Genomic DNA, 19,079 nt, shown 5'->3' with positions numbered 1-19,079 from the left:
CCCGATCAGCCGCGCGGCATCGCCGGGAGGCATGTCGCGATCTCCCGTGCCATCGCCGTTGTTTCGCCGCGGTGACGGGGTAAGGCCGGGTCTGTGATGAAGCTCTCCCTGCGTGGTGCCCCGGTGTGGTTCGGGCTGGCCGTCCTGTTCTGCGCGCTCGCGCTGCTGCGCCCGCTCGACCATGACGAGAGCCAGTATGTCGCCGCCGCCACGCTGACCGCGCGCGGCCACCTGCCGTATCTCGATTACCTCTATCTACAGGCGCCGCTTCAGCCGCTGCTGTTCGCACCGCTGGCCTGGGCGGCGGGCATGTGGGCATGGCCGGCGCTGCGTCTCGTCAACGCGCTGCTCGGCGTCCTCGCGCTCGCCGGCGTGTACCGCGCAGCCCGCGCCGCAGGGGCGGGGGAGCGTGCCGCCGCCAGCGCAACGGGGCTATTCGCGTGCTGTGACATCCTGCTGTTCAGCATCGGCACCGCGCGCAACGACGCGCTGCCGCTCGCGCTGTTCGCCCTGGCGCTGCCGGCGCTGGTGCGCGGAAGCCTGGGGCGCACGACCACCAGGTCGGCGCTGCTCGCCGGGTTTCTGCTCGCGGCGGCGGCGGCGGCGAAAGTGTCCTATGCGGTGCCTGCGCTGGGCTATGGCGCGCTCGCGCTGGTCGATCGGCGGCACCGGCCAGCGCTGGTGGCGGCGGGTGCGGCGCCCGTGGCGGCGCTGGTCGCCGGGTTCTACGTCGCCGATCCGCCTGCGTTCCTGTTCGGTGTGCTCGGCTTTCCGACCCGCGCGCCGGTGGAATATTATCTCGGCGGCGCGCGTGCGTGGAAGCTTGGGTGGTTGGCCAAGCTGCTCGACACGCTCAAGTTCCTCGCGCTCGGCCCGGCGCTGCTGGCGATCGTCGCGGTGGTGCGCGACCGGCGGCGCGATTCCGTACGGGTGCTGCTCGACCTGTTGGTGGTCGCCGCCTTCGTCGGTGCGCTGATGCCCGCGCCGACTTGGCGGCAATATCTCGCACCGGTGCTGCCGGTGTTGTTCGTGCGGGCGGCGATGGCGCTGGAGGTGCACCCGCCGGGGCGGACCGCGAAGCGGCTGGCGGCGGTGTTCGTCATCGCCGGCCTCGCGCCGAGCCTCGTCGCGCTGGCGGGGCTGGTGCGCGGCGTGCCGATGATCGAAGCGATGCGCCAGTCGCTCGCGATACGCGCGGCGCTCGATCACGCCGGCAGCACCGGCCCGGTCGCGACGCTGTCGCCGCAATTCCTGCCGGCCGCCGCCCGCGCGGTCGATCCGCGTTTCGCCGCCGGGCCGTTCTACTTCCGCAGCCACGCGCTGCTCACGCCCGCGCAGGAGCCGGCGCTGCACGCGGTGTCCGGTGATCGCCTCGGCGCACTCGGCGCGCCGGCGGCGATCCTGCTGGGCGGGGAGGGCGAATGGACGAGCGGCGACCCGGCGCTTGAGCGCCCGCTGGAGGCGTGGGCGCAGGGCCACGGCTACCGTGCGCAAGCGGTGCCCGGTGGTCGCTTCCGCCTTTACGTCAGGCCGCGTTGAGCCGCTTGCCGTCACGCTTGGCGCGCACCAGACTCTCGTAGTAATTCATTAGGTCGACGGTATGCTCGCGGTCGCTGCGTACCTTGCCCGCCGCCACGCGCGCGGCGCGCCGCAGCATCGGCTGGTCACGCGCGAACAGCCGGGCGATCGCCAGCGCCGCCGCACCGGCATCGCGCGCGGTGTAGAGTTCGGACGACAGCGGATCGGCCACCTCCGCGCAGCCGCCGGTATCCGGCACGATCAGCGGCAGGCCTGCCGCCATCGCCTCCGATGCGACCAGCCCGAACGGCTCGGCTTCGGACCCGTGGATCAGCGCATCGCAGCTCGCCATGATCCGCGCCAGCCGCTCGCGATCGTAGACGGGTCTGAACATGCGGATGTGCGGGCTGCCCGCGACACGCTTCTCGATCTTCTGCGTCTCGACGCCCGCGCCGAGCAGGATCAGCCCGACCGGCAGTCCGGCACCGGCCCGCTCGACCGCATCGATCACCAGCCGCCAGCGCTTCTCCGGGTGATGCCGCCCGAGGCCGAGCAGCAGATGCCCGTGCGGCGGTAATCCGCACTGGGCGAGCAACGCCACCCGCAGCCGCTCGTCGCGCAGATCGGGCGAGAAATGGCCGCGCTCGATCCCCAGCGGCATGGACGCGTCGATCCGCACGCCACGTGCGGTCAGTCGCTTCTCCAGCGCCGGGCCGTTGGTGACGACTGCATCGAACGCGCCGAGGAACTTGTCCATGTAGCGGCTGTACCACAGGAACGCGCGCTCGATCCGCTCGGTCGGCGCGAGGTTCTCGAACCAGCGCAGCGCATAGGCCGAGACATTGTCGTTGTGCATGAAGAACGTCTTGACCGCGTCACTCTGCCACTGGCCGACCACCCACGGCGGCCGCCACGGCGACGACGTCTCGACCAGGTCGGGCTGCAACCGGTCGAGCGCGTGCGTGATCGGCGCGGGATCCCAGAACAGCCCGTAATTGTGGTCGAACGGCAGCCGCCCGGCCTTGAGGTAGATGATCCGCCCCCCGCCGGGACGTTCCTCAATCGCATTTTCGCGGCCCGGCGCGATCACGATCAGCTCGTGGCCGAGGTCGGACATCGCACCCATCTTGCGGTCGATATAGGTGCGGACGCCGCCGCCCGTCGGTGAGTAGAACTCGTTGACGTCGACGATTCGCATCGCGGCTCAGCTCCCCTTGGGTGCCGGTGCGAAGCCGCCCAGCCCGCGCAGATACTGAGCGTGAATGTCGGTGGTGACCACCCCCTCGGGCACGTTGATCGTCGCCATCTCGAGCTTGGGGCGCGAGCGGCCGAGCCGCTCGTTGCTGGGGAAGCCGGCGCCGTCGGACCAGAAGTTGAACTTGTTCTTGCCGTCTCGGTTGTGCGTGAACAGCAAGGCATAGCGCCCGGGCGTTGGCGCCTTGATGCACAGCGAGATCGGACCGGTCGCCGGGGTCGGCACCCGCACGCGACGGAAGAACTTGCCTTCCTTGATGAGGTCGCGGTCGTCCTTCAGGAAATCGGCGTCATTGGCGGGGTAGAGTTCAAGCTTCAGCTCGCCCGCCCGATCCTTCAGGCCATCGACGTTGACGCGGATCGCCGGCCCGCCGCCGCTCATGCAGGCGGCGCTATCGCTGCCCAGCACGCCGGCCTGCGCCACCGCCGGCGTGACGAGGATCGCGACGCCAAAGATCGCAAGGGGGGTGGCGGCAAGCGCCGCGAGACTAGGAAACCGCATTTCTCTTCCTCAGCAGCCCATGCAGGCTGAACAGCGCGACCAGCACCACATGGACGACGAGCGTGAGGCCCGCGGTCAAGGCGATGAGGTTTCTCACATCATCACTCTGACCGATCAAAGGAGTGGATAAGGCGAAAAAAAGGTCTTTGTTTGGCACCAGCGGCAGCCGCGATACGATCATCCGGAGCGCGGCGAGGAGCAGCCACATGCCGACCGTCTGAGTCGGCATCCCGAAATGCCAGGTCAGCGCGACCAGCACCGAACCCGCGATCAACCGCACCAGATGCACGCCGAAGATCCACCACAAGGTGTGGCGATCAAGCGAGAACACCCGTTTCGAGAAGATCAGGAACGGCACCGACATCAGGAACACGATGACGCTCGACCAGATCGCGATCTGTTGCTGGTGATGCGTGAGCAGCCCGAGATACAGGGAGAGCGCAAGTACGGTGATGCCGAACGTCACCGCATTGCCCGCGATCGCGGAGAGGATGCTGACGTCCTTCACTGCCCCGAACGGCGCCGCCACCAGCGACGTGCGTTGCCGCGCCCAGGCATAGAAATACGCCTCGCCGGAATAGTTGAGCATGTCGTTGGCGATCCGCTTCTTCGCCAGCGCGATGAAGCCTTCCGGCGGAATTTTCCACAGTTTCCGGAAGATGACGTAGTCGCCGGTGACCGGCGAGAAATACAGCAGCAGGAAGAACACGTAGAACCACGGGCTCGTCGGAAAGGCATGGGCGAGGCCGGCGAGGCCGGTCGACAGCAACTGCCGCGCGAGCAGCGCGACCATAACGATCGTCAGCGCGGCGCCGAGATAGGATGGCCAGCGCCGTTTAAAGGTCTGCACCGGCTCGAGACCGGCAAGATCGGGAGCGAGGGATGCCGGAGCATCGACAGCACGTGTCGATGCCGCTGCCCCGGAGCGAAATTTGTCCACCGTGGGATCGTCCGTAACCGCTCGATCGCGTCGAGCACCCGGCGGCGCTTAGCTGGATATTGCGCGCTCGGCAAACCGGAACGGAGAACACGAAGTCGTCACATCATGCCACATTACTGTCTAGTTCCAACGATATCGCAGTGCAACGATTTCCATCTCGCCTGCGAAACTTTTGCGACAATCGTTGGTTACGGATCAGCTTATGCTCAGCCCGCGCGCGCCTTCAGCACACATTCTGGCATATGCGCAGACGTTGAACGGTGGCGGGGTCGAACATGCGTTGATGCGGCTGATGCGCGGCTGGGTCGCGCTTGGTCGGCGCGTCACCTTGGTGGTTGGCGACATCAGCGGGCCGCTCGCGGACGAGCTGCCGCGCGGCATCGACGTCATCGTGCTGGGCGACGCGCGATATACCGGGATGGTCTGCGTCGCCGAGATCGTCGAGCAGATCGCCCCCGATCTGATCTTCTGTCCGGGCAATCACTACACCGCCGTCGCCGCCTGGATCCGCTTGCGGTTGGGTGCGGCGTGCCCGCCGATCGTGGCCAAGGTCTCAAACGCGCTCGACCGCCGCGATCAGGGTTGGCTGTTGTCGCCGGCATACCGGGTGTGGCTCAACTGGCATCGTCATTTCATCGATCATCTCGTCGCGATGACGCCGGCGATGCGAGACGAAGCGATCCGCACCACCGGTATCGACCCGTCGCAGATGAGCGTGATCGCCAATCCGCCGGTGCGCCGCGCGGACGGGCCGGCAATGACGTTGCCGCTCCCGACCGGGCGTTTCCTGCTCGGCGTCGGCCGGCTTGCGCCGCAGAAACGGTGGGACCGCCTGATCGCATCCTTCGCCAAACTGGCCGATCGCGACGCAAACCTGATGATCCTTGGCGAGGGCGCGGAACGTGGCGCGCTGGAGGCACAGGTCGCGGCACTCGGCCTCGGCGGTCGGGTGACAATGCCCGGCCATGTCGCCGATCCGACCTTTGCGATCGAGCGGGCCACCGCTCTTGCGCTGACCTCCGACTTCGAGGGCGTGCCCGGCGTGCTGCGCGAGGCGCTGGCGGTCGGCACGCCGGTCGTTTCCACCGATTCGAGCGTGGCTGTGCGCGAGATCGTTGCGTCGCCCGCATTAGGGTCGGTGGTCGCGCCCGACGATAGTGCGGGTCTCGTCGCCGCGCTCGATCATTGGCTCGCCCCGCAGCAGCCACGCCCGGCGCCTGTGCCGCCGCCCGGCGCGGACTCTGCCGCCGCGTATCTCGATCTGTTCGATCAGGTCGTGCTGGCGCGTCGCGTCAGGCGGCAGGCGCCGCGTCGCTTGCGTCCCGCTTCGCGGCTCGCTCCGAGTTGCGTTCCAGCGCGACCTTGATCATCGCCGTCATCGGATCGGCGAGCGCGAGGCCCATGACCCCGAACAGCGTGCCGGTCAGGATCTGCGCGGACAACGTGAGCGCCGGCGGCAGGTCGACCGTCTTGCGCGCCACCATCGGGATCACGACGTAGCCGTCGAACGTCTGGATCACACAGTAGATAATGATCGCCAGCACGCCGGTATGCACGCCAGCGCTGAACCCGACCGCGATCATCATCAGCCCGGACACGATCGCGCCGATGTTGGGGATGAAGGCGAGCGTGCCGGTGATGATGCCGAGCACCAGCGCCATCGGCACGCCGGCGAACATCAGCGCGACGCCGGTCATCACGCCTTCCAGCGCCATGCCGAGCAACCGCCCGGCGAGCAGGCTGCGCAGCGTCTTGGACATACGTTCGATCGTGATGGCGAATTCGCGGCGTGAATCGGTCGGCAACATCCATTGCAGGCCGGCTTCGTACAGGCGCGGCTCCATCGCGATGAACAGCCCGATCACCAGGATCATCACGAGGCTGGTGAGCGCCCCGAGCGCGGTTCCGACGTAGGACGTGATCTTGCCGAACGAGCCCAGCGCCTGCTGGATCATGCTGTTGATGTCCGACTGTCCCGGCATCACGCCAAGGCTCGACAGCCACGCCATCAGACGCATCGCTTGCGCCATCAGGGTCGCGCGCAACTGCTCGAACTGCGCCGCCACCTGCACGCCGGTAAGATACGCAGTGCCGATCACGAACACCACGACGAGCAGCACGACGATCACCAGCCGCCAAATGCGCGGGATCGGCAGCACCTTGCCGAGCAGCCGCACCCCGCCGTCGAGCATTGCCGCGAACACGAGCCCGCCGAAGATAATCAGCAACGGCTGGATCAGCAGAACGACCAACGCGATCGCGCCGGCCATGCCAAGCCAGACGGCGGCCTTCTTCATCTCCTTGCGCACCATCGGGTCACGCATTTCGTTCGGGCCCGGTTCGGAGGAAATCTCGAACGGAACGTCGGCGGCGTGATCGGTCATTGCGGGTTCCGTGCGGGATGGAGGGAGGTGCCGGCGCGGCCGCCGCGGAACGACTGGCCCCAGGTCAGCGGATTCCAGGTGCCGTTACCGCTCTTGGAGAAGGTGATGAACTCCGCGCGTCCGCCGAGATATTCCCACGGCACCGGCCCGCCGAGGCCGAAATCCGGGGCTGCGAGCGGGAAGCGGCTGTCCGAGCTGCGATCGCGGTTGTCGCCCATCAGGAAGACGTGGTTGGCCGGGATTTTGACCGGGCCGTAATCGTCGCCGCGGCTATAGCCCAGCTCGACCGTGTCGTAATGGCGGCCGTTGGGCAACGTCTCGGTGACAAGCGGCAGGCGGCAATATTGCTTACCATCGGCCCCGGTCTCCAGCGCGCCGGGATAGACGTCCGGGCTGCACTTCGTGTTGGTATCGACCGGGATCAGCACGTCGTGGATCGGCCCGCGCTTGATGGCGACGCCGTTGATGAACACCACGCCGCCCTTCACCTGCAATGTCTCGCCAGGCAGGCCGATGAGTCGCTTGATGTAATCGGTCTCGGTGCCCGGCGGGGTGACGATCACGACGTCGCCACGCTCGGGCATATGGCCGAACAGGCGACCGTGGATGAACGGCAGCAGATGGAAGGTGGGCGAGATGAACGACCAGCCGTACGGGAACTTGCTCACCACGAGCTGATCGCCGATCTCGAGCCCGGGCAGCATGGATTCGGACGGGATGTAGAACGGCTTGGCGATGAAGGTGTGGAAACCGAGCACGGCGAGGATCAGCCAGAAGATGCCACGCACTTCCGCCCACCAGTCGGTCCGGCGCTTGGGCGTGGCCCCGTTTTGTGTTTCGACCGGGTCCTGTCCGGAGTCCAACGCTACGTCCTCACTCATGCACGCATTCCTGTAAGCGGTACTGCCTCGATGATGACGAACGCCTGTGCCCAGGGATGATCATCGGTCAACGTCAGATGTATCGCGGCCGCGTGGCCGTCGGGGATGATCGCGTCAAGCCTCGCCCTTGCGCCCCCGGTCAGCGCCAGTGTCGGCGCGCCCGAAGGCGCATTCACGACGCCGATATCTTTCATGAACACGCCAGCGCGAAATCCCGTTCCGACCGCCTTGGAAAAAGCCTCCTTGGCGGCGAAGCGCTTGGCGAGCGTTCCCGCCTTGGTAAAGGGGCGCCGCGCCGCTTTCGCGCGTTCGAGATCGGTGAAGACGCGGCTCTCGAACCGCTCGCCGAACCGGTCGAGCGAGTTCTGGATGCGCTCGATATTGCACAGGTCGGAGCCGAGACCGATAATCATGATAATCCTACCCGTTTCGGGCAGGACCGCCTGCCGATCACCGTGCCGCGTCCATCGCGTCGCGCATCTGCCGGACGCTTTCCGCGATGCCGATGAAGATCGCCTCGCCGATCAGGAAGTGGCCGATATTGAGTTCGCGGACCTGACGGATCGCCGCGATCGGCGCGACATTGTCATAGGTCAGGCCGTGGCCGGCATGCACCTCGATGCCGTTCTTGGCGGCAAGCGCGGCGGCATCGGTGAGGCGACGCAGCTCGTCCGCCTGCGCCGCGCCCGACAGTTCGCAGTAGCGCCCAGTGTGCAGTTCGACCACCGGCGCGCCCATACGGATCGCCGCGTCGATCTGCCGGGCGGACGGTTCGATGAACAGCGATACGCGGATGCCGGCATCGCGCAGATCCGCCACCAGCGGGGCCAGCGCGGTGAACTGTCCGGCCGCATCCAGCCCCCCTTCGGTCGTGCGCTCCTCGCGTTTTTCGGGGACGATGCAGGCGGCGTGCGGACGGTGGCGCAGCGCGATCGCGCGCATCTCGTCGGTCGCGGCCATCTCGAAATTGAGCGGGATGGTCAGCTCCGCCGCGAGCCGGGCGATATCGTCGTCGGTGATGTGGCGCCGATCCTCGCGCAGATGCGCGGTGATGCCGTCCGCACCCGCCTCCGCGGCCATCAGACCCGCGCGCACCGGATCGGGGTAACCCGCGCCGCGCGCGTTCCGCACGGTCGCGACATGGTCGATGTTGACCCCAAGCCGGAGGCGACCCTCATCGGCGCGGCGGAGGCTGTCGGTCATGCCGCCGCCCGGCTGCCGGGCTTGATCGCCGGGATCGCCGCCAGTTCGGGCGGCAGCATATTGGCGGCGTAGGTTGGCACGTCGATCCGGACCAATGGGAAGAACGGCACGCCAAGATCGGCGGTGCCGCCCGAGCGATCGACCAGTGAGGCCGCCGCCACCGTTTCGCCACCCGCGCGGCCGATCGCGGCGATCGCCTCGCGCGAGGAGAGGCCGGTCGTCACCACATCCTCCATCATCAGCACGCGCGTGCCGGGGGCAAGACGAAACCCGCGGCGCAGTTCGAACACGCCCTCGGGCCGTTCCAAGAACATCGCCTCGACACCGAGCGCACGGCCCATCTCGTGACCCGCGATGACCCCGCCCATCGCCGGCGACACCACCGCTTGGATGCTGTCGCGCACCACGTCGGGCAGGCTGGCGACCAGCGCTTCGGCCAGCCGCGCGCCGCGCCGGGGGTCCATCAACACGCGCGCGCATTGCAGGTAGCGCGGGCTGCGCAGGCCCGAGGACAGGATGAAATGCCCTTCCAGCAGCGCGTCGGCAGCGCGGAACTCGGCAAGGACTTGGTCTTCGGTCATACGCGGCAGGCCTGGTTAAGAATGCGCCTGATTAGGCACCGCGCCACCGCTAGGCAACGTGCGCGTCAAATAAACCCCGGCTTCGTGCTTGAGGGCGGCGAGCCGCCCGCGTATAGGTCAAGAAAATTGGGCGTAATCTCGCCCGACGTCGGAGCAGGATTTCGGCGTAGCTACAGGGGCGAGGATACGGGATGCGGATCATGCGCTTGAAGAGTATCTTGCTCGCGGCGTTTCTCGCGGTGGCGGGGCCAGCCCCCGTCTCGGCGCAGATCGTCCCGCCCGCCGCGCCGCAAACCACCCCCGCACCCGCGATCGTGCCGACGAAGGCGGACCCGATGCTCGCGCTCGATGGTGCCCCGCTCATGCTGCCGACCGCCGGCGTCGGCATGCCGGTCGACGGCAAGGTGACGATCCAGCCGCAGGTCACGCCCAATGGGCGTCGTGCCTTGTGGTTCCACAATGTCATCCTGTTCCCGCTCATCACCATCATCTGCCTGTTTGTGCTGGCGCTGCTGGTGTGGGTGGTGATCCGGTATCGCCGCGCTGCCCACCCCGTCGCCTCCAAGACCGCGCACAATACCGTGATCGAGGTGCTGTGGACGGCGCTGCCGGTGCTGATCCTCGCCTGTATCGCGCTGCCGTCGATCGGGCTGCTCCAGGCGCAGTTCAAGCCCGCGCCCGACAACGCGGTGACGCTGAAGGCGATCGGCAACCAATGGTATTGGTCGTATCAGTACCCCGACAACGGCGGGTTCGAGATCACGTCCAACCTGCTCAAGGAGAAGGATCAGGTCGGCAAGGGCGAGCGTGCCCGCACCGATGCGGATGGTCCACGCCTGCTCGCCACCGACACTCGCGTGGTGCTGCCATACGGCGTGCCGATCCGGCTTATCACCACCTCAAACGACGTGATCCATAGTTGGGCGATCCCCGCGTTCTGGATCAAGCTCGACGCGGTGCCCGGTCGCCTCAACGAGACGAGCTTCACCATCGAGAAACCGGGCGTCTATTACGGCGTGTGTTCGGAACTGTGCGGCGCGCGCCACGGCTACATGCCGATCACCGTCGAGGCGGTGTCGCCCGCCGTATTCGCGCAGTGGGTGAAGGCGAAGGGCGGCACGATGCCGACCGGCAAGCCCGCCGCCGCCGTCGCCGCCGCGCAGCCGCTTCCGGAAACGGGCGCCGCGTTCGAGGCGGGCAATTCCTCCGCGCCGGTTGAGAACGCGACGGCGCAGGCACCGACCGTTACCCAAGGCGCGACGGGCAACCCCGCCGGCGCCGGCAATGTGGGACAATAAGGCATGACCGACACCGCGCTCCACCCGTCCGCCTTCGAGGCGCATGGCGATCACGGCCACGGCCATGCCGACCATGACGCGCACCACACGCCCGGTTTCTTCGCGCGCTGGTTCATGTCGACCAACCACAAGGATATCGGCACGCTGTACCTGATCTTCGCGATCTGCGCGGGGATCATCGGTGGCGGCATCTCCGGACTGATGCGCGCTGAGCTGGCGCATCCCGGCATCCAGTATTTGACGACGTGGGCGGCCTACCTGCCGGGCGGCGAGCAGGGGCTCGACCATTCGCTTCACTTGTGGAACGTGCTGATCACCGCGCACGGCCTCATCATGGTGTTCTTCATGGTGATGCCGGCGATGATCGGCGGGTTCGGCAACTGGTTCGTGCCGATCATGATCGGCGCGCCCGACATGGCGTTCCCGCGCATGAACAACATCTCGTTCTGGCTGCTGATCCCGTCGTTCACTTTGCTGCTCGCCTCGCCGTTCTTTGGCGGCGCCGGCACCGGCTGGACGCTGTACGCGCCGCTTTCCACCTATGGCGAGCCGGGGCCGAGCGTCGACATGGCGATCCTGTCGCTCCACCTTGCCGGCGCGTCGTCGATCCTCGGCGCGATCAACTTCATCACCACCATCTTCAACATGCGCGCGCCGGGCATGACGCTGCACAAGATGCCGCTGTTCGTATGGTCGGTGCTGGTCACCGCGTTCCTGTTGCTGCTGTCGCTGCCGGTGCTCGCCGCCGCGATCACCATGCTGCTGACCGATCGCAATTTCGGCACGACCTTCTTCGATCCCGCCGGCGGCGGCGATCCGATCCTGTATCAGCATCTGTTCTGGTTCTTCGGCCACCCCGAAGTCTACATCATGATCCTGCCGGGCTTCGGCATCGTCAGCCATGTCATCTCGACCTTCTCGAAAAAGCCGATCTTCGGATATCTCGGCATGGCCTATGCGATGGTGGCGATCGGCGTGGTCGGCTTCGTTGTGTGGGCGCACCATATGTTCACCACCGGCCTGTCGGTAAACACCAAAATGTACTTCACCGCCGCGACGATGGTGATCGCGGTGCCGACCGGCATCAAGATCTTCTCGTGGATCGCGACGATGTGGGGCGGGTCGCTGTCGTTCAAGACGCCGATGCTGTGGGCGATCGGCTTCATCTTCATGTTCACCGTCGGCGGGGTGACCGGTGTGGTGCTGGCCAACGGCGGCATCGACGATTACATGCAGGACAGTTACTACGTGGTGGCGCACTTCCACTACGTGCTGTCGCTCGGCGCGGTGTTCTCGCTGTTCGCGGGCTTCTATTACTGGTTCCCGAAGATGTCGGGGCGGATGTATAACGAGGTGCTGGGGCAGATCCATTACTGGATCTTCTTCCTCGGGGTAAACATGTTGTTCTTCCCGATGCACTTCCTCGGCCTTCAGAACATGCAGCGCCGCGTGCCGGATTACACCGACGGGCTGGAATATTGGAACCACTTCGCTTCGATCGGCTATATGATCATGGCGTTCTCGATGATCTTCTTCTTCGTGAACATCATCTGGTCGCTGTTCGCGGGCAAACCGGCGGGGGACAGCCCGTGGGGCGAGGGCGCGACGACGCTCGAATGGACGCTGTCCAGCCCGCCGCCGTACCACCAGTTCGAGACACTGCCGGTGATCGATGGCGGTGATGGCCATCATTGAGGTGACGGGAAAGGCCGCGATCGTTTCACGTCGCGGCCTTTTCGCTTCCAAGGCAGGCGGGTATAGCGCCGGTCGATCATGAACACCGCAACCACCGCTTCGCCAGCCTTGCCCGCCCATTGGCGCGACTTCCTCGCGCTCACCAAACCGCGCGTGATGACACTCGTCGTCTTCACCGGCCTGTGCGGGATGCTCGCCGCACCGACCCATATCGATCCGGTGCTTGGCTTCACCGCGATCCTGTGCATCGCGCTCGGCGCCGGTGCGGCGGGGGCGCTCAACCAATGGTATGAGTCCGATATCGACGGCAAGATGCGCCGCACCGAACGCCGCCCGCTCCCCGCCGGCCGTATGGACCGCGAGACCGCGCTCCAGTTTGGTGTCGGTCTGGCGAGCTTCTCGGTGATCCTGATGGGGCTGGCGATCAACCTCGCCGCCGCCGCGATTCTCACCGTGTCGATCCTGTTCTACGTGCTGATCTACACCGTCTGGCTGAAGCGCCGCACCCCGCAGAACATCGTCATCGGCGGGGCCGCCGGTGCGTTCCCGCCGCTGATCGGCTGGGCGGCGGCGACCGGCAGCGTCGCGCCGCTGCCGCTGCTGCTGTTCGCTTTGGTGTTCCTGTGGACGCCGCCGCATTTCTGGGCGCTCGCGCTGTTCATGAAGAGCGATTACGGCGCCGCCGGCGTCCCGATGCTGCCGGTGGTCGCGGGCGAGCGCACCACCCGCACGCAGATCGGCCTCTACACGATCCCGATGGCGATCGCCGCGCTCGCGCCGTGGGCGCTCGGGCTTTCCGGGATGCTGTACGGTGTCGTAGCAGCCGTCTCGACATCAGTGTTTGCCGTGCTGGCAGCGCGCGTAGCCATGCGCACCACGGGCGCAGCCGACACGATGAAGCCCGAAAAACGCCTGTTCGCATGGTCGATCCTGTACCTCTTCATCGTGTTCGGCGCGGTCGTCGCCGACAAGTGGATCGCCTGATGGGCAAACATGACGACGAGATCCGCGCCCGCCAGCGGCAACGCGCGATGGTGCTCGGGCTGATCCTCGGCGCGTTTGTCGTCCTCGTGTTCGCGATCACCATCGCCAAGATCAAAGGCGGGATGCCGCATTGAGCCCGAAGATCCGCACCGCGCTGCTGGCGATGATCCCGCTGGTGTTCATGACCGGCCTCGCCAGCGCGAGCGTGCCGCTCTACCGGATGTTCTGTCAGGCTACGGGGCTGAACGGCACGACCCAGCGTGCCAAGATCGCGCCAGGCGCGGTCGATCACAAGATCCGCATCGACTTCGACACCAACGTCGCGCCCCATATGGGCTGGAAGTTCGTACCCGAATCGCCCAGCGACACAGTAGACGTGGGCGCGCGCGACATGGCGTTCTTCACCGCCACCAACACGACCGATCACACCATCACCGGCAGCGCGACCTTCAATGTAACGCCGTATCAGGTCGGCAAATATTTCACCAAGATCCAATGTTTCTGCTTCACCCAGCAGACGCTCAAACCCGGCGAGACCGCGCGGATGCCCGTGATCTTCTTCGTCGATCCCAAGATCCTCGCCGATCCGGACGCGAACGACGTACAGACGATCACCTTGAGCTATACGTTTTACCCGGTGGATTCCGCCAAACCGAAGAGCTAGGGTACCACAAACCGATAAACGGGGGATGAGAGAGATGGCCGGCGCGAAGAACCACGCATATCATATCCTGCCCCCCGACATCGCACCGATCATGGGCGCAATGGCCGGCGGCGTGATGGCGGTCGGAGGCATCATGTGGATGCACTCGGCGGCTTATGGCGGCGCGGTGTTCTTCCTTGGTGTCGCGCTCGTCATCGCCACCATGTTCCTGTGGTGGAGCAAGGTTCTGACCGAAGCGCATGCTGGTGACCATACCCCCGTCGTCCAGCTTCACCTACGTTACGGCATGGTGCTGTTCATCGCCTCCGAGGTGATGTTCTTTGTCGGCTGGTTCTGGGCGTTCTTCGATTTCTCCTTGTTCCCAAAACCGTTGATCTATGACGCGGTCAGCCACACCGTCAGCCTCGCCACCGATGCGGCGGCGGCGAATGCGGCATGGCCGCCCAAGGGCATGGAGGTGATCGACGCGTTCCGCTTCCCGCTGCTCAACACGCTGATCCTGTTGCTGTCGGGCACGACGCTTACCTGGTCGCACCACGCGCTGATCCACAACCAGCGTGGTGGCGCGTTGAAAGGCCTTTGGGGCCTCATTGGCGTCGGTGATCGCGACAGCGTCAAGAAGGGCCTGTGGCTGACGATCCTGCTCGGCATCACCTTCAGCTCGATCCAGGCGTATGAATATTCCGACGCGCCATTCCCGTTCAAGGGGATCAACTACACCTCGTCATTCTTCATGGCGACCGGGTTCCACGGCTTTCACGTGATGATCGGCACGATCTTCCTGATCGTGAATCTGGTGCGCGTGTACCGGGGCGACTTCACCCCGCGCCAGCATTTCGGCTTCGAGGCGGCGGCGTGGTACTGGCACTTCGTCGATGTGGTGTGGCTATTCCTGTTCGCCGCGATCTACGTGTGGGGCGGCTGGGGCGCGCCGGTTCACGCGGGTTGACGGCGATGCCGGCCTGCGTTTGACCGACGATCCATCCTCGGGGCAGCAGCCAGGCGTCGTCGCAGTTTCGATGGGCGGTCTGTGCCCGCGCTGTGGGGCGCGCACGCTGTTCGTCGGTTGGACTGCGTTCGCCGGGCGGTGCCGTGCCTGCGGACTGGATCTCGCCGCCTTCAACGTCGGTGACGGGCCCGCGGCGTTCCTGATCCTGATCCTCGGCGCAATCGTGGTTGGGTTGGCGATCTGGCTGCAGCTCGCGCTGGCGCCGCCGTTCTGGTTACAAGTCGTAATCTGGGTTCCGGTCACGTTGGCCGGCACCGTCGGATCGCTGCGCGTGACCAAGGCCGCCTTGCTCGCGCTCGAATATCGCAATGCTGCGCGGGAAGGGCGAATCACACCGTGACGCGACGTGTGCCGGTGGTCGCCAGCATCCTCGTCGCATTGGCGGTGGCGGCGATGATCGCGCTGGGCGTATGGCAGTTGCAGCGCCGCCACCAGAAGGATGCGCTGGTCGCGCGACTGTCGGCCAATCGCGACCTGCCGCCGATCGCGTTTCCGCGCGTGCCCGTAGGCGACGATCTGCTGTTCCGCCGCGCGGTTGCACACTGCCTGCAACCGACCGGCTGGCAGAGCGAGGGCGGGCACGACGCAAGCGGCAAGCCCGGCTGGCGCCAGATCGCGCAGTGCCGCACCGGCGCGGAAGGGCCGGGGTTCGCAGTGCAGATCGGTATCGCGGGTGCGCCCAACACCACGCCGGGTTGGGCGGGGGGGGTGGTGCAGGGGTACATCGCGCGTGCGCCGGATCACCAACCGCTGATCGCGGGACTGTTCGGTAAGGGGGCGCCCAAGACGCTGATGCTCGTCGCCGATCCGCCGCTGGCGCGACTGGCGCCGAACCCGCCGGCCGATCTGTCCTCGGTGCCCAACAACCATCTCGCCTATGCGGTGCAGTGGTTCGTGTTCGCCTTCGTCGCGGCGGTGATTTATGCGCTGGCGTTGCGCAAGCGCGCGGCGCGGGAGTAGAGCGGGGCTGCGCGCGTAAACCCAGCCTTGCCGGGCGTGAAGCACTTCGCCGCTTGTTCCGTCGGCGGCGCGCCGCTAACCCCGCCGTCCATGCGCTACATCAGCACGCGCGGGGATGCGCCCGCCCTTGATTTCGAACAGGTCACGCTCGCCGGCCTCGCCAGCGACGGCGGCCTGTATGTGCCGGAAACGTGGCCGACGCTCTCGCATGATGAGATCGCTGATCTACGCGGTGCGTCGTACGTCGATACCGCCGTCGCAGTGATGGCGCCGTTCGTCGCAGGCACGCTGTCACGCGACGATCTGCGGAGCTTGTGCGAGCAGGCCTATGGCCGCTTCGCCCACGTCGCCGTCACGCCGCTCGTCCAGCTCGACCATCAGCACTGGCTGCTGGAGCTGTTCCACGGCCCGACGCTGGCGTTCAAGGATGTCGCGTTGCAACTGCTTGGGCTGCTGTTCGAGCGGTTCCTCACCGGTTCGCAGCACCATGTCACGGTGGTCGGCGCGACCTCGGGCGACACCGGCTCGGCAGCGATCGACGCGTTGGCGGGCCGCGCCGGCGTCGACATCTTCATGCTGCATCCCAAGGGGCGCGTGTCCGACGTGCAGCGCCGCCAGATGACAACGGTGTTCGCGCCCAACGTCCACAACATCGCGCTGGAAGGCGCCAGCTTCGACGATTGTCAGGCGCTGGTGAAGGCGATGTTCAACGATCCCCAGTTCTCCGGCACGTTCGCGCTGTCGGCGGTCAATTCGATCAACTGGGCGCGGCTGATGGCGCAGGTGGTGTATTATTTCTACGCCGCGCTCCGGCTCGGCGCGCCGGAGCGGCCGGTCGCCTTCTCGGTGCCGACCGGCAATTTCGGCGATGTGTTCGCAGGATACGTTGCCGCCAAGATGGGGCTGCCGGTCGCGAAGCTGATCGTCGCCACCAACGTCAACGACATCCTCCACCGTGCGCTCAGCGCGGGCGATTATTCGCAAGGCACGGTGGTGCCGACGCCGAGCCCGTCGATGGACATCCAGGTTTCGAGTAATTTCGAGCGGCTGTTGTTCGATCTGGGCGGCCGCGACGGTACGGCGATGCGCACTCAGATGCACGGCTTTGAAGCGAGCAAGGCGATGCGGCTCACCAACGCACAGGCCGAAGGCGCGTCGGTCATGTTCACAAGCGATGCGGTCGATCTCGACGACATGACGCTGGCCATGCGCTGGGCGAGGGAGAGCGCAGGCCAGGTGATCGACCCGCACACCGCGATCGCTCTTGCCGCCGCACGCCGTGCCGGGTTGCCGGCGGACGTGCCGGTGGTGACGCTCGCCACCGCGCATCCCGCCAAATTCGGTGATGCGGTGGAGCGTGCGAACGGCATCCGTCCGAGCCTGCCGGCTCGCATGGGCGACCTGTTCGAGCGTGAGGAGCGCTATGCCACCTTGCCCGGTACGTTCGAGGCGGTGACGGCGTATATCGCCGAACGCGCGGTCCCACGCGCGTGACACCGTTGCAGACCCTCATCGCGGAACCGTGGGCCGATTACGGGCTGCTCGACTCCGGCAACGGCCGCAAGCTGGAACGCTACGGCCGTTTCCGCTTCATCCGCCCTGAGCCGCAGGCGATGTGGGCGCCCGCCTCCGATTCGTGGGAAGCCGATGGCGACTTCATCGGCGCGTCGGATGAGGAGGGCGGCGGTCGCTGGCACCTGTCGCGCGATGTGCCGCGTGGCGGCTGGCACGTGCGCTGGAACGAACTGCTGTTCATGGCGCAGAACACGCCGTTCCGCCATCTTGCGTTCTTCCCGGACATGGCGCCGCAATGGGCATGGATGCGCGGGGCGGTGGCGGAGGGCGATCAGGTGCTCAACCTGTTCGGCTATACCGGTGTCGGCTCGCTTGCGCTGGCGGCGAAGGGGGCGGCGGTGACGCACGTCGATGCATCAAAGAAATCGGTCGAGGCGGGCAAGGCCAACGCCTTCCTGTCCGATCTCGCCGATCGCCCGATCCGCTGGATGGTGGATGATGCGGCCAAGTTCGCGGCGCGCGAGGTGCGTCGCGAGAAGCGCTACGATGGCATCTTCCTCGATCCCCCCAAGTTCGGGCGTGGCCCGGATGGCGAGGTGTGGCGGCTGGAGGAGGGCTTGCCCGGGCTGATCGCGGATTGCCGCCGCCTGCTCGACAAGGACAGCAAGTTCCTGGTGCTGACGGTCTATGCGGTGCGCATGTCGGCGCTGGCGATCGGCGAGGTGGTGCGGCAGGCGCTCGGCGATCTCGGCGGCACGATCGAGGTTGGCGAGATGGCGGTGCGTGAGGAAGCGCGCGGGCTGTTGTTGCCGACGGCGATTTTCGCGCGGTGGAGCGCCGACCGGGCCTAGCCCGGCGACGCCAACCCGCGCAAAAATCGCACGGCCGGCGGCGCTACAGCGCCGTCCGACGATGCGGCTTCGCCGCGGCGCAGTGCAAGCAAATAACCCACCAACACCTTAAAGCATTCGCAATAGAACATCGCGCGTGATTAACAGTCAATCAACCCATCTCCGTTAGTCCTCATCCAGACACTGTACCGGGGGACTATGATGAAGATGCTTCTGTTCGCAGGCGCCGCCCTGCTCGCCGCCACGCCTGCCGTCGCACAGGAAGCGGCACCGGCCGGCGGTGCGCGGATCGAACTGCGCGGCGGCTGGGACAATGTCGCGCCGGTCGTGACCTACACCGACCAGACCGGTAGCCAGCGCATCAGCGGCGGCCAGAGCGGTTTCACCTACGGCACCGAACTTGGCTATGACGCGGTGTTCGGTAACGGCGGGTTTGTCGGCGCCTATGCCGGGATCGCCGGGTCGACCACCAAATCGTGCGACACGGTCGGTATTATCGACGAATGTCTCAGTGCCGGCCGCAACGTTACCGCCGGCGTGCGCGTGGGCTTCGTGCTTCCCCACGCGTCGATGGTGTACATCAAGGGCGGCTATTCCAACGGCAACCTGAAGATCCGCGACAGCAGCCCGGTCTTCTCGCAGGATCTGGTCGAATCGCAGGATCTGAACGGCTTCCATGTCGGTGCCGGCGGCGAACTCGGCCTGACGCCGCATTTCTATACCAAGCTCGAATACGTCTACACGCACTACGAGATCGGCAGCATCGACCTTGCCAACGCACGGTTGCGGACGACGCTGGATCGGCATCAGGTGGTCGGCGGCGTCGGCTACCGCTTCTGA

General features: G+C 66.3%; 21 protein-coding genes. 13 read left to right on the top strand and 8 right to left on the bottom strand.

Annotated features, from left to right (window positions below; all coding sequences use genetic code 11):
• Positions 1-96 precede the first annotated feature (96 nt).
• Positions 97-1,539, top strand: coding sequence for a glycosyltransferase 87 family protein (locus L8F97_RS07440; RefSeq protein WP_242148307.1), 1,443 nt, complete (start codon positions 97-99; stop codon positions 1,537-1,539).
• Here the strand turns inward: L8F97_RS07440 and L8F97_RS07435 are convergent.
• Genes L8F97_RS07435 through L8F97_RS07425 form a run of 3 tightly spaced genes read right to left on the bottom strand, consistent with a single transcriptional unit; the run spans position 1,526 to position 4,214 of the window.
• Positions 1,526-2,716: a glycosyltransferase gene (locus L8F97_RS07435; protein WP_242148043.1), complete on the bottom strand. Its 1,191-nt coding sequence runs from the start codon at positions 2,714-2,716 to the stop codon at positions 1,526-1,528. The genes L8F97_RS07440 and L8F97_RS07435 overlap by 14 nt on opposite strands.
• A gap of 6 nt (positions 2,717-2,722) precedes the next feature.
• The gene (locus L8F97_RS07430) at positions 2,723-3,274 is read right to left on the bottom strand and encodes a DUF2141 domain-containing protein (protein WP_242148041.1); all 552 of its coding nucleotides are present in this window, start codon (positions 3,272-3,274) and stop codon (positions 2,723-2,725) included.
• Complete coding sequence (locus L8F97_RS07425) at positions 3,261-4,214, bottom strand: hypothetical protein (RefSeq protein ID WP_242148039.1); 954 nt, start codon at positions 4,212-4,214, stop codon at positions 3,261-3,263. The genes L8F97_RS07430 and L8F97_RS07425 overlap by 14 nt, the downstream gene beginning before the upstream one ends.
• A gap of 202 nt (positions 4,215-4,416) precedes the next feature.
• Here L8F97_RS07425 and L8F97_RS07420 point away from each other — a divergent pair, with 202 nt between their 5' ends.
• Positions 4,417-5,580, top strand: coding sequence for a glycosyltransferase (locus L8F97_RS07420; protein ID WP_242148037.1), 1,164 nt, complete (start codon positions 4,417-4,419; stop codon positions 5,578-5,580).
• On the opposite strand, the gene L8F97_RS07415 is transcribed toward L8F97_RS07420, so the two are convergent.
• From L8F97_RS07415 to pyrE, 5 genes are read right to left on the bottom strand one after another with little or no spacing between them, the layout of a single operon-like run.
• On the bottom strand, positions 5,507-6,598 hold the full coding sequence (locus L8F97_RS07415) for an AI-2E family transporter (protein ID WP_242148035.1): 1,092 nt from the start codon (positions 6,596-6,598) through the stop codon (positions 5,507-5,509). The two genes, L8F97_RS07420 and L8F97_RS07415, sit on opposite strands and share 74 nt — an antisense overlap.
• Positions 6,595-7,479: a signal peptidase I gene (gene lepB, locus L8F97_RS07410; RefSeq protein ID WP_242148033.1), complete on the bottom strand. Its 885-nt coding sequence runs from the start codon at positions 7,477-7,479 to the stop codon at positions 6,595-6,597. The genes L8F97_RS07415 and lepB overlap by 4 nt, the downstream gene beginning before the upstream one ends.
• The gene (acpS, locus tag L8F97_RS07405) at positions 7,476-7,892 is read right to left on the bottom strand and encodes a holo-ACP synthase (RefSeq protein ID WP_242148031.1); all 417 of its coding nucleotides are present in this window, start codon (positions 7,890-7,892) and stop codon (positions 7,476-7,478) included. The genes lepB and acpS overlap by 4 nt, the downstream gene beginning before the upstream one ends.
• Positions 7,893-7,929: 37 nt before the next feature.
• The gene (locus tag L8F97_RS07400) at positions 7,930-8,682 is read right to left on the bottom strand and encodes a pyridoxine 5'-phosphate synthase (protein WP_242148029.1); all 753 of its coding nucleotides are present in this window, start codon (positions 8,680-8,682) and stop codon (positions 7,930-7,932) included.
• Positions 8,679-9,263 (bottom strand): orotate phosphoribosyltransferase, encoded by a 585-nt coding sequence (gene pyrE, locus L8F97_RS07395; protein WP_242148027.1) that lies wholly within the window; start codon positions 9,261-9,263, stop codon positions 8,679-8,681. Before pyrE ends, L8F97_RS07400 begins: the two co-directional genes overlap by 4 nt.
• A gap of 200 nt (positions 9,264-9,463) precedes the next feature.
• On the opposite strand from pyrE, the gene coxB reads away from it, so the two are divergent.
• The 11 genes from coxB to L8F97_RS07345 all read left to right on the top strand — a co-directional run bounded on the left by coxB (position 9,464) and on the right by L8F97_RS07345 (position 19,079).
• Positions 9,464-10,561, top strand: a complete 1,098-nt coding sequence (coxB, locus tag L8F97_RS07390; RefSeq protein WP_409929015.1) for a cytochrome c oxidase subunit II — start codon at positions 9,464-9,466, stop codon at positions 10,559-10,561.
• A 3-nt stretch (positions 10,562-10,564) separates the two neighbouring features.
• Positions 10,565-12,256, top strand: coding sequence for a cytochrome c oxidase subunit I (gene ctaD, locus L8F97_RS07385; RefSeq protein WP_242148024.1), 1,692 nt, complete (start codon positions 10,565-10,567; stop codon positions 12,254-12,256).
• Between the two features lie 78 nt (positions 12,257-12,334).
• Positions 12,335-13,240 (top strand): heme o synthase, encoded by a 906-nt coding sequence (locus L8F97_RS07380; RefSeq protein WP_242148022.1) that lies wholly within the window; start codon positions 12,335-12,337, stop codon positions 13,238-13,240.
• Positions 13,240-13,374 (top strand): hypothetical protein, encoded by a 135-nt coding sequence (locus L8F97_RS22570; RefSeq protein WP_267388858.1) that lies wholly within the window; start codon positions 13,240-13,242, stop codon positions 13,372-13,374. Before L8F97_RS07380 ends, L8F97_RS22570 begins: the two co-directional genes overlap by 1 nt.
• Positions 13,371-13,904: a cytochrome c oxidase assembly protein gene (locus L8F97_RS07375; protein WP_277924788.1), complete on the top strand. Its 534-nt coding sequence runs from the start codon at positions 13,371-13,373 to the stop codon at positions 13,902-13,904. The genes L8F97_RS22570 and L8F97_RS07375 overlap by 4 nt, the downstream gene beginning before the upstream one ends.
• 34 nt (positions 13,905-13,938) lie before the next feature.
• Positions 13,939-14,853, top strand: coding sequence for a cytochrome c oxidase subunit 3 (locus tag L8F97_RS07370; protein ID WP_242148020.1), 915 nt, complete (start codon positions 13,939-13,941; stop codon positions 14,851-14,853).
• Between the two features lie 70 nt (positions 14,854-14,923).
• Positions 14,924-15,253, top strand: a complete 330-nt coding sequence (locus L8F97_RS07365) for a DUF983 domain-containing protein (RefSeq protein ID WP_242148304.1) — start codon at positions 14,924-14,926, stop codon at positions 15,251-15,253.
• Positions 15,250-15,873, top strand: coding sequence for an SURF1 family protein (locus L8F97_RS07360; RefSeq protein ID WP_242148018.1), 624 nt, complete (start codon positions 15,250-15,252; stop codon positions 15,871-15,873). The genes L8F97_RS07365 and L8F97_RS07360 overlap by 4 nt, the downstream gene beginning before the upstream one ends.
• Positions 15,874-15,963: 90 nt before the next feature.
• Positions 15,964-17,367, top strand: a complete 1,404-nt coding sequence (gene thrC, locus L8F97_RS07355) for a threonine synthase (protein WP_242148016.1) — start codon at positions 15,964-15,966, stop codon at positions 17,365-17,367.
• Complete coding sequence (locus L8F97_RS07350; protein WP_242148014.1) at positions 17,364-18,239, top strand: class I SAM-dependent methyltransferase; 876 nt, start codon at positions 17,364-17,366, stop codon at positions 18,237-18,239. Before thrC ends, L8F97_RS07350 begins: the two co-directional genes overlap by 4 nt.
• A 198-nt stretch (positions 18,240-18,437) precedes the next feature.
• Positions 18,438-19,079: an outer membrane protein gene (locus L8F97_RS07345; RefSeq protein ID WP_242148012.1), complete on the top strand. Its 642-nt coding sequence runs from the start codon at positions 18,438-18,440 to the stop codon at positions 19,077-19,079.

The sequence above is a fragment of the Sphingomonas sp. BAUL-RG-20F-R05-02 genome, from assembly GCF_022662305.1.
GTDB lineage: Bacteria > Pseudomonadota > Alphaproteobacteria > Sphingomonadales > Sphingomonadaceae > Sphingomonas.
The sequence above is the reverse complement of the archived record's forward strand: the minus strand, read 5'-3'. Positions and strand labels throughout refer to the sequence as shown.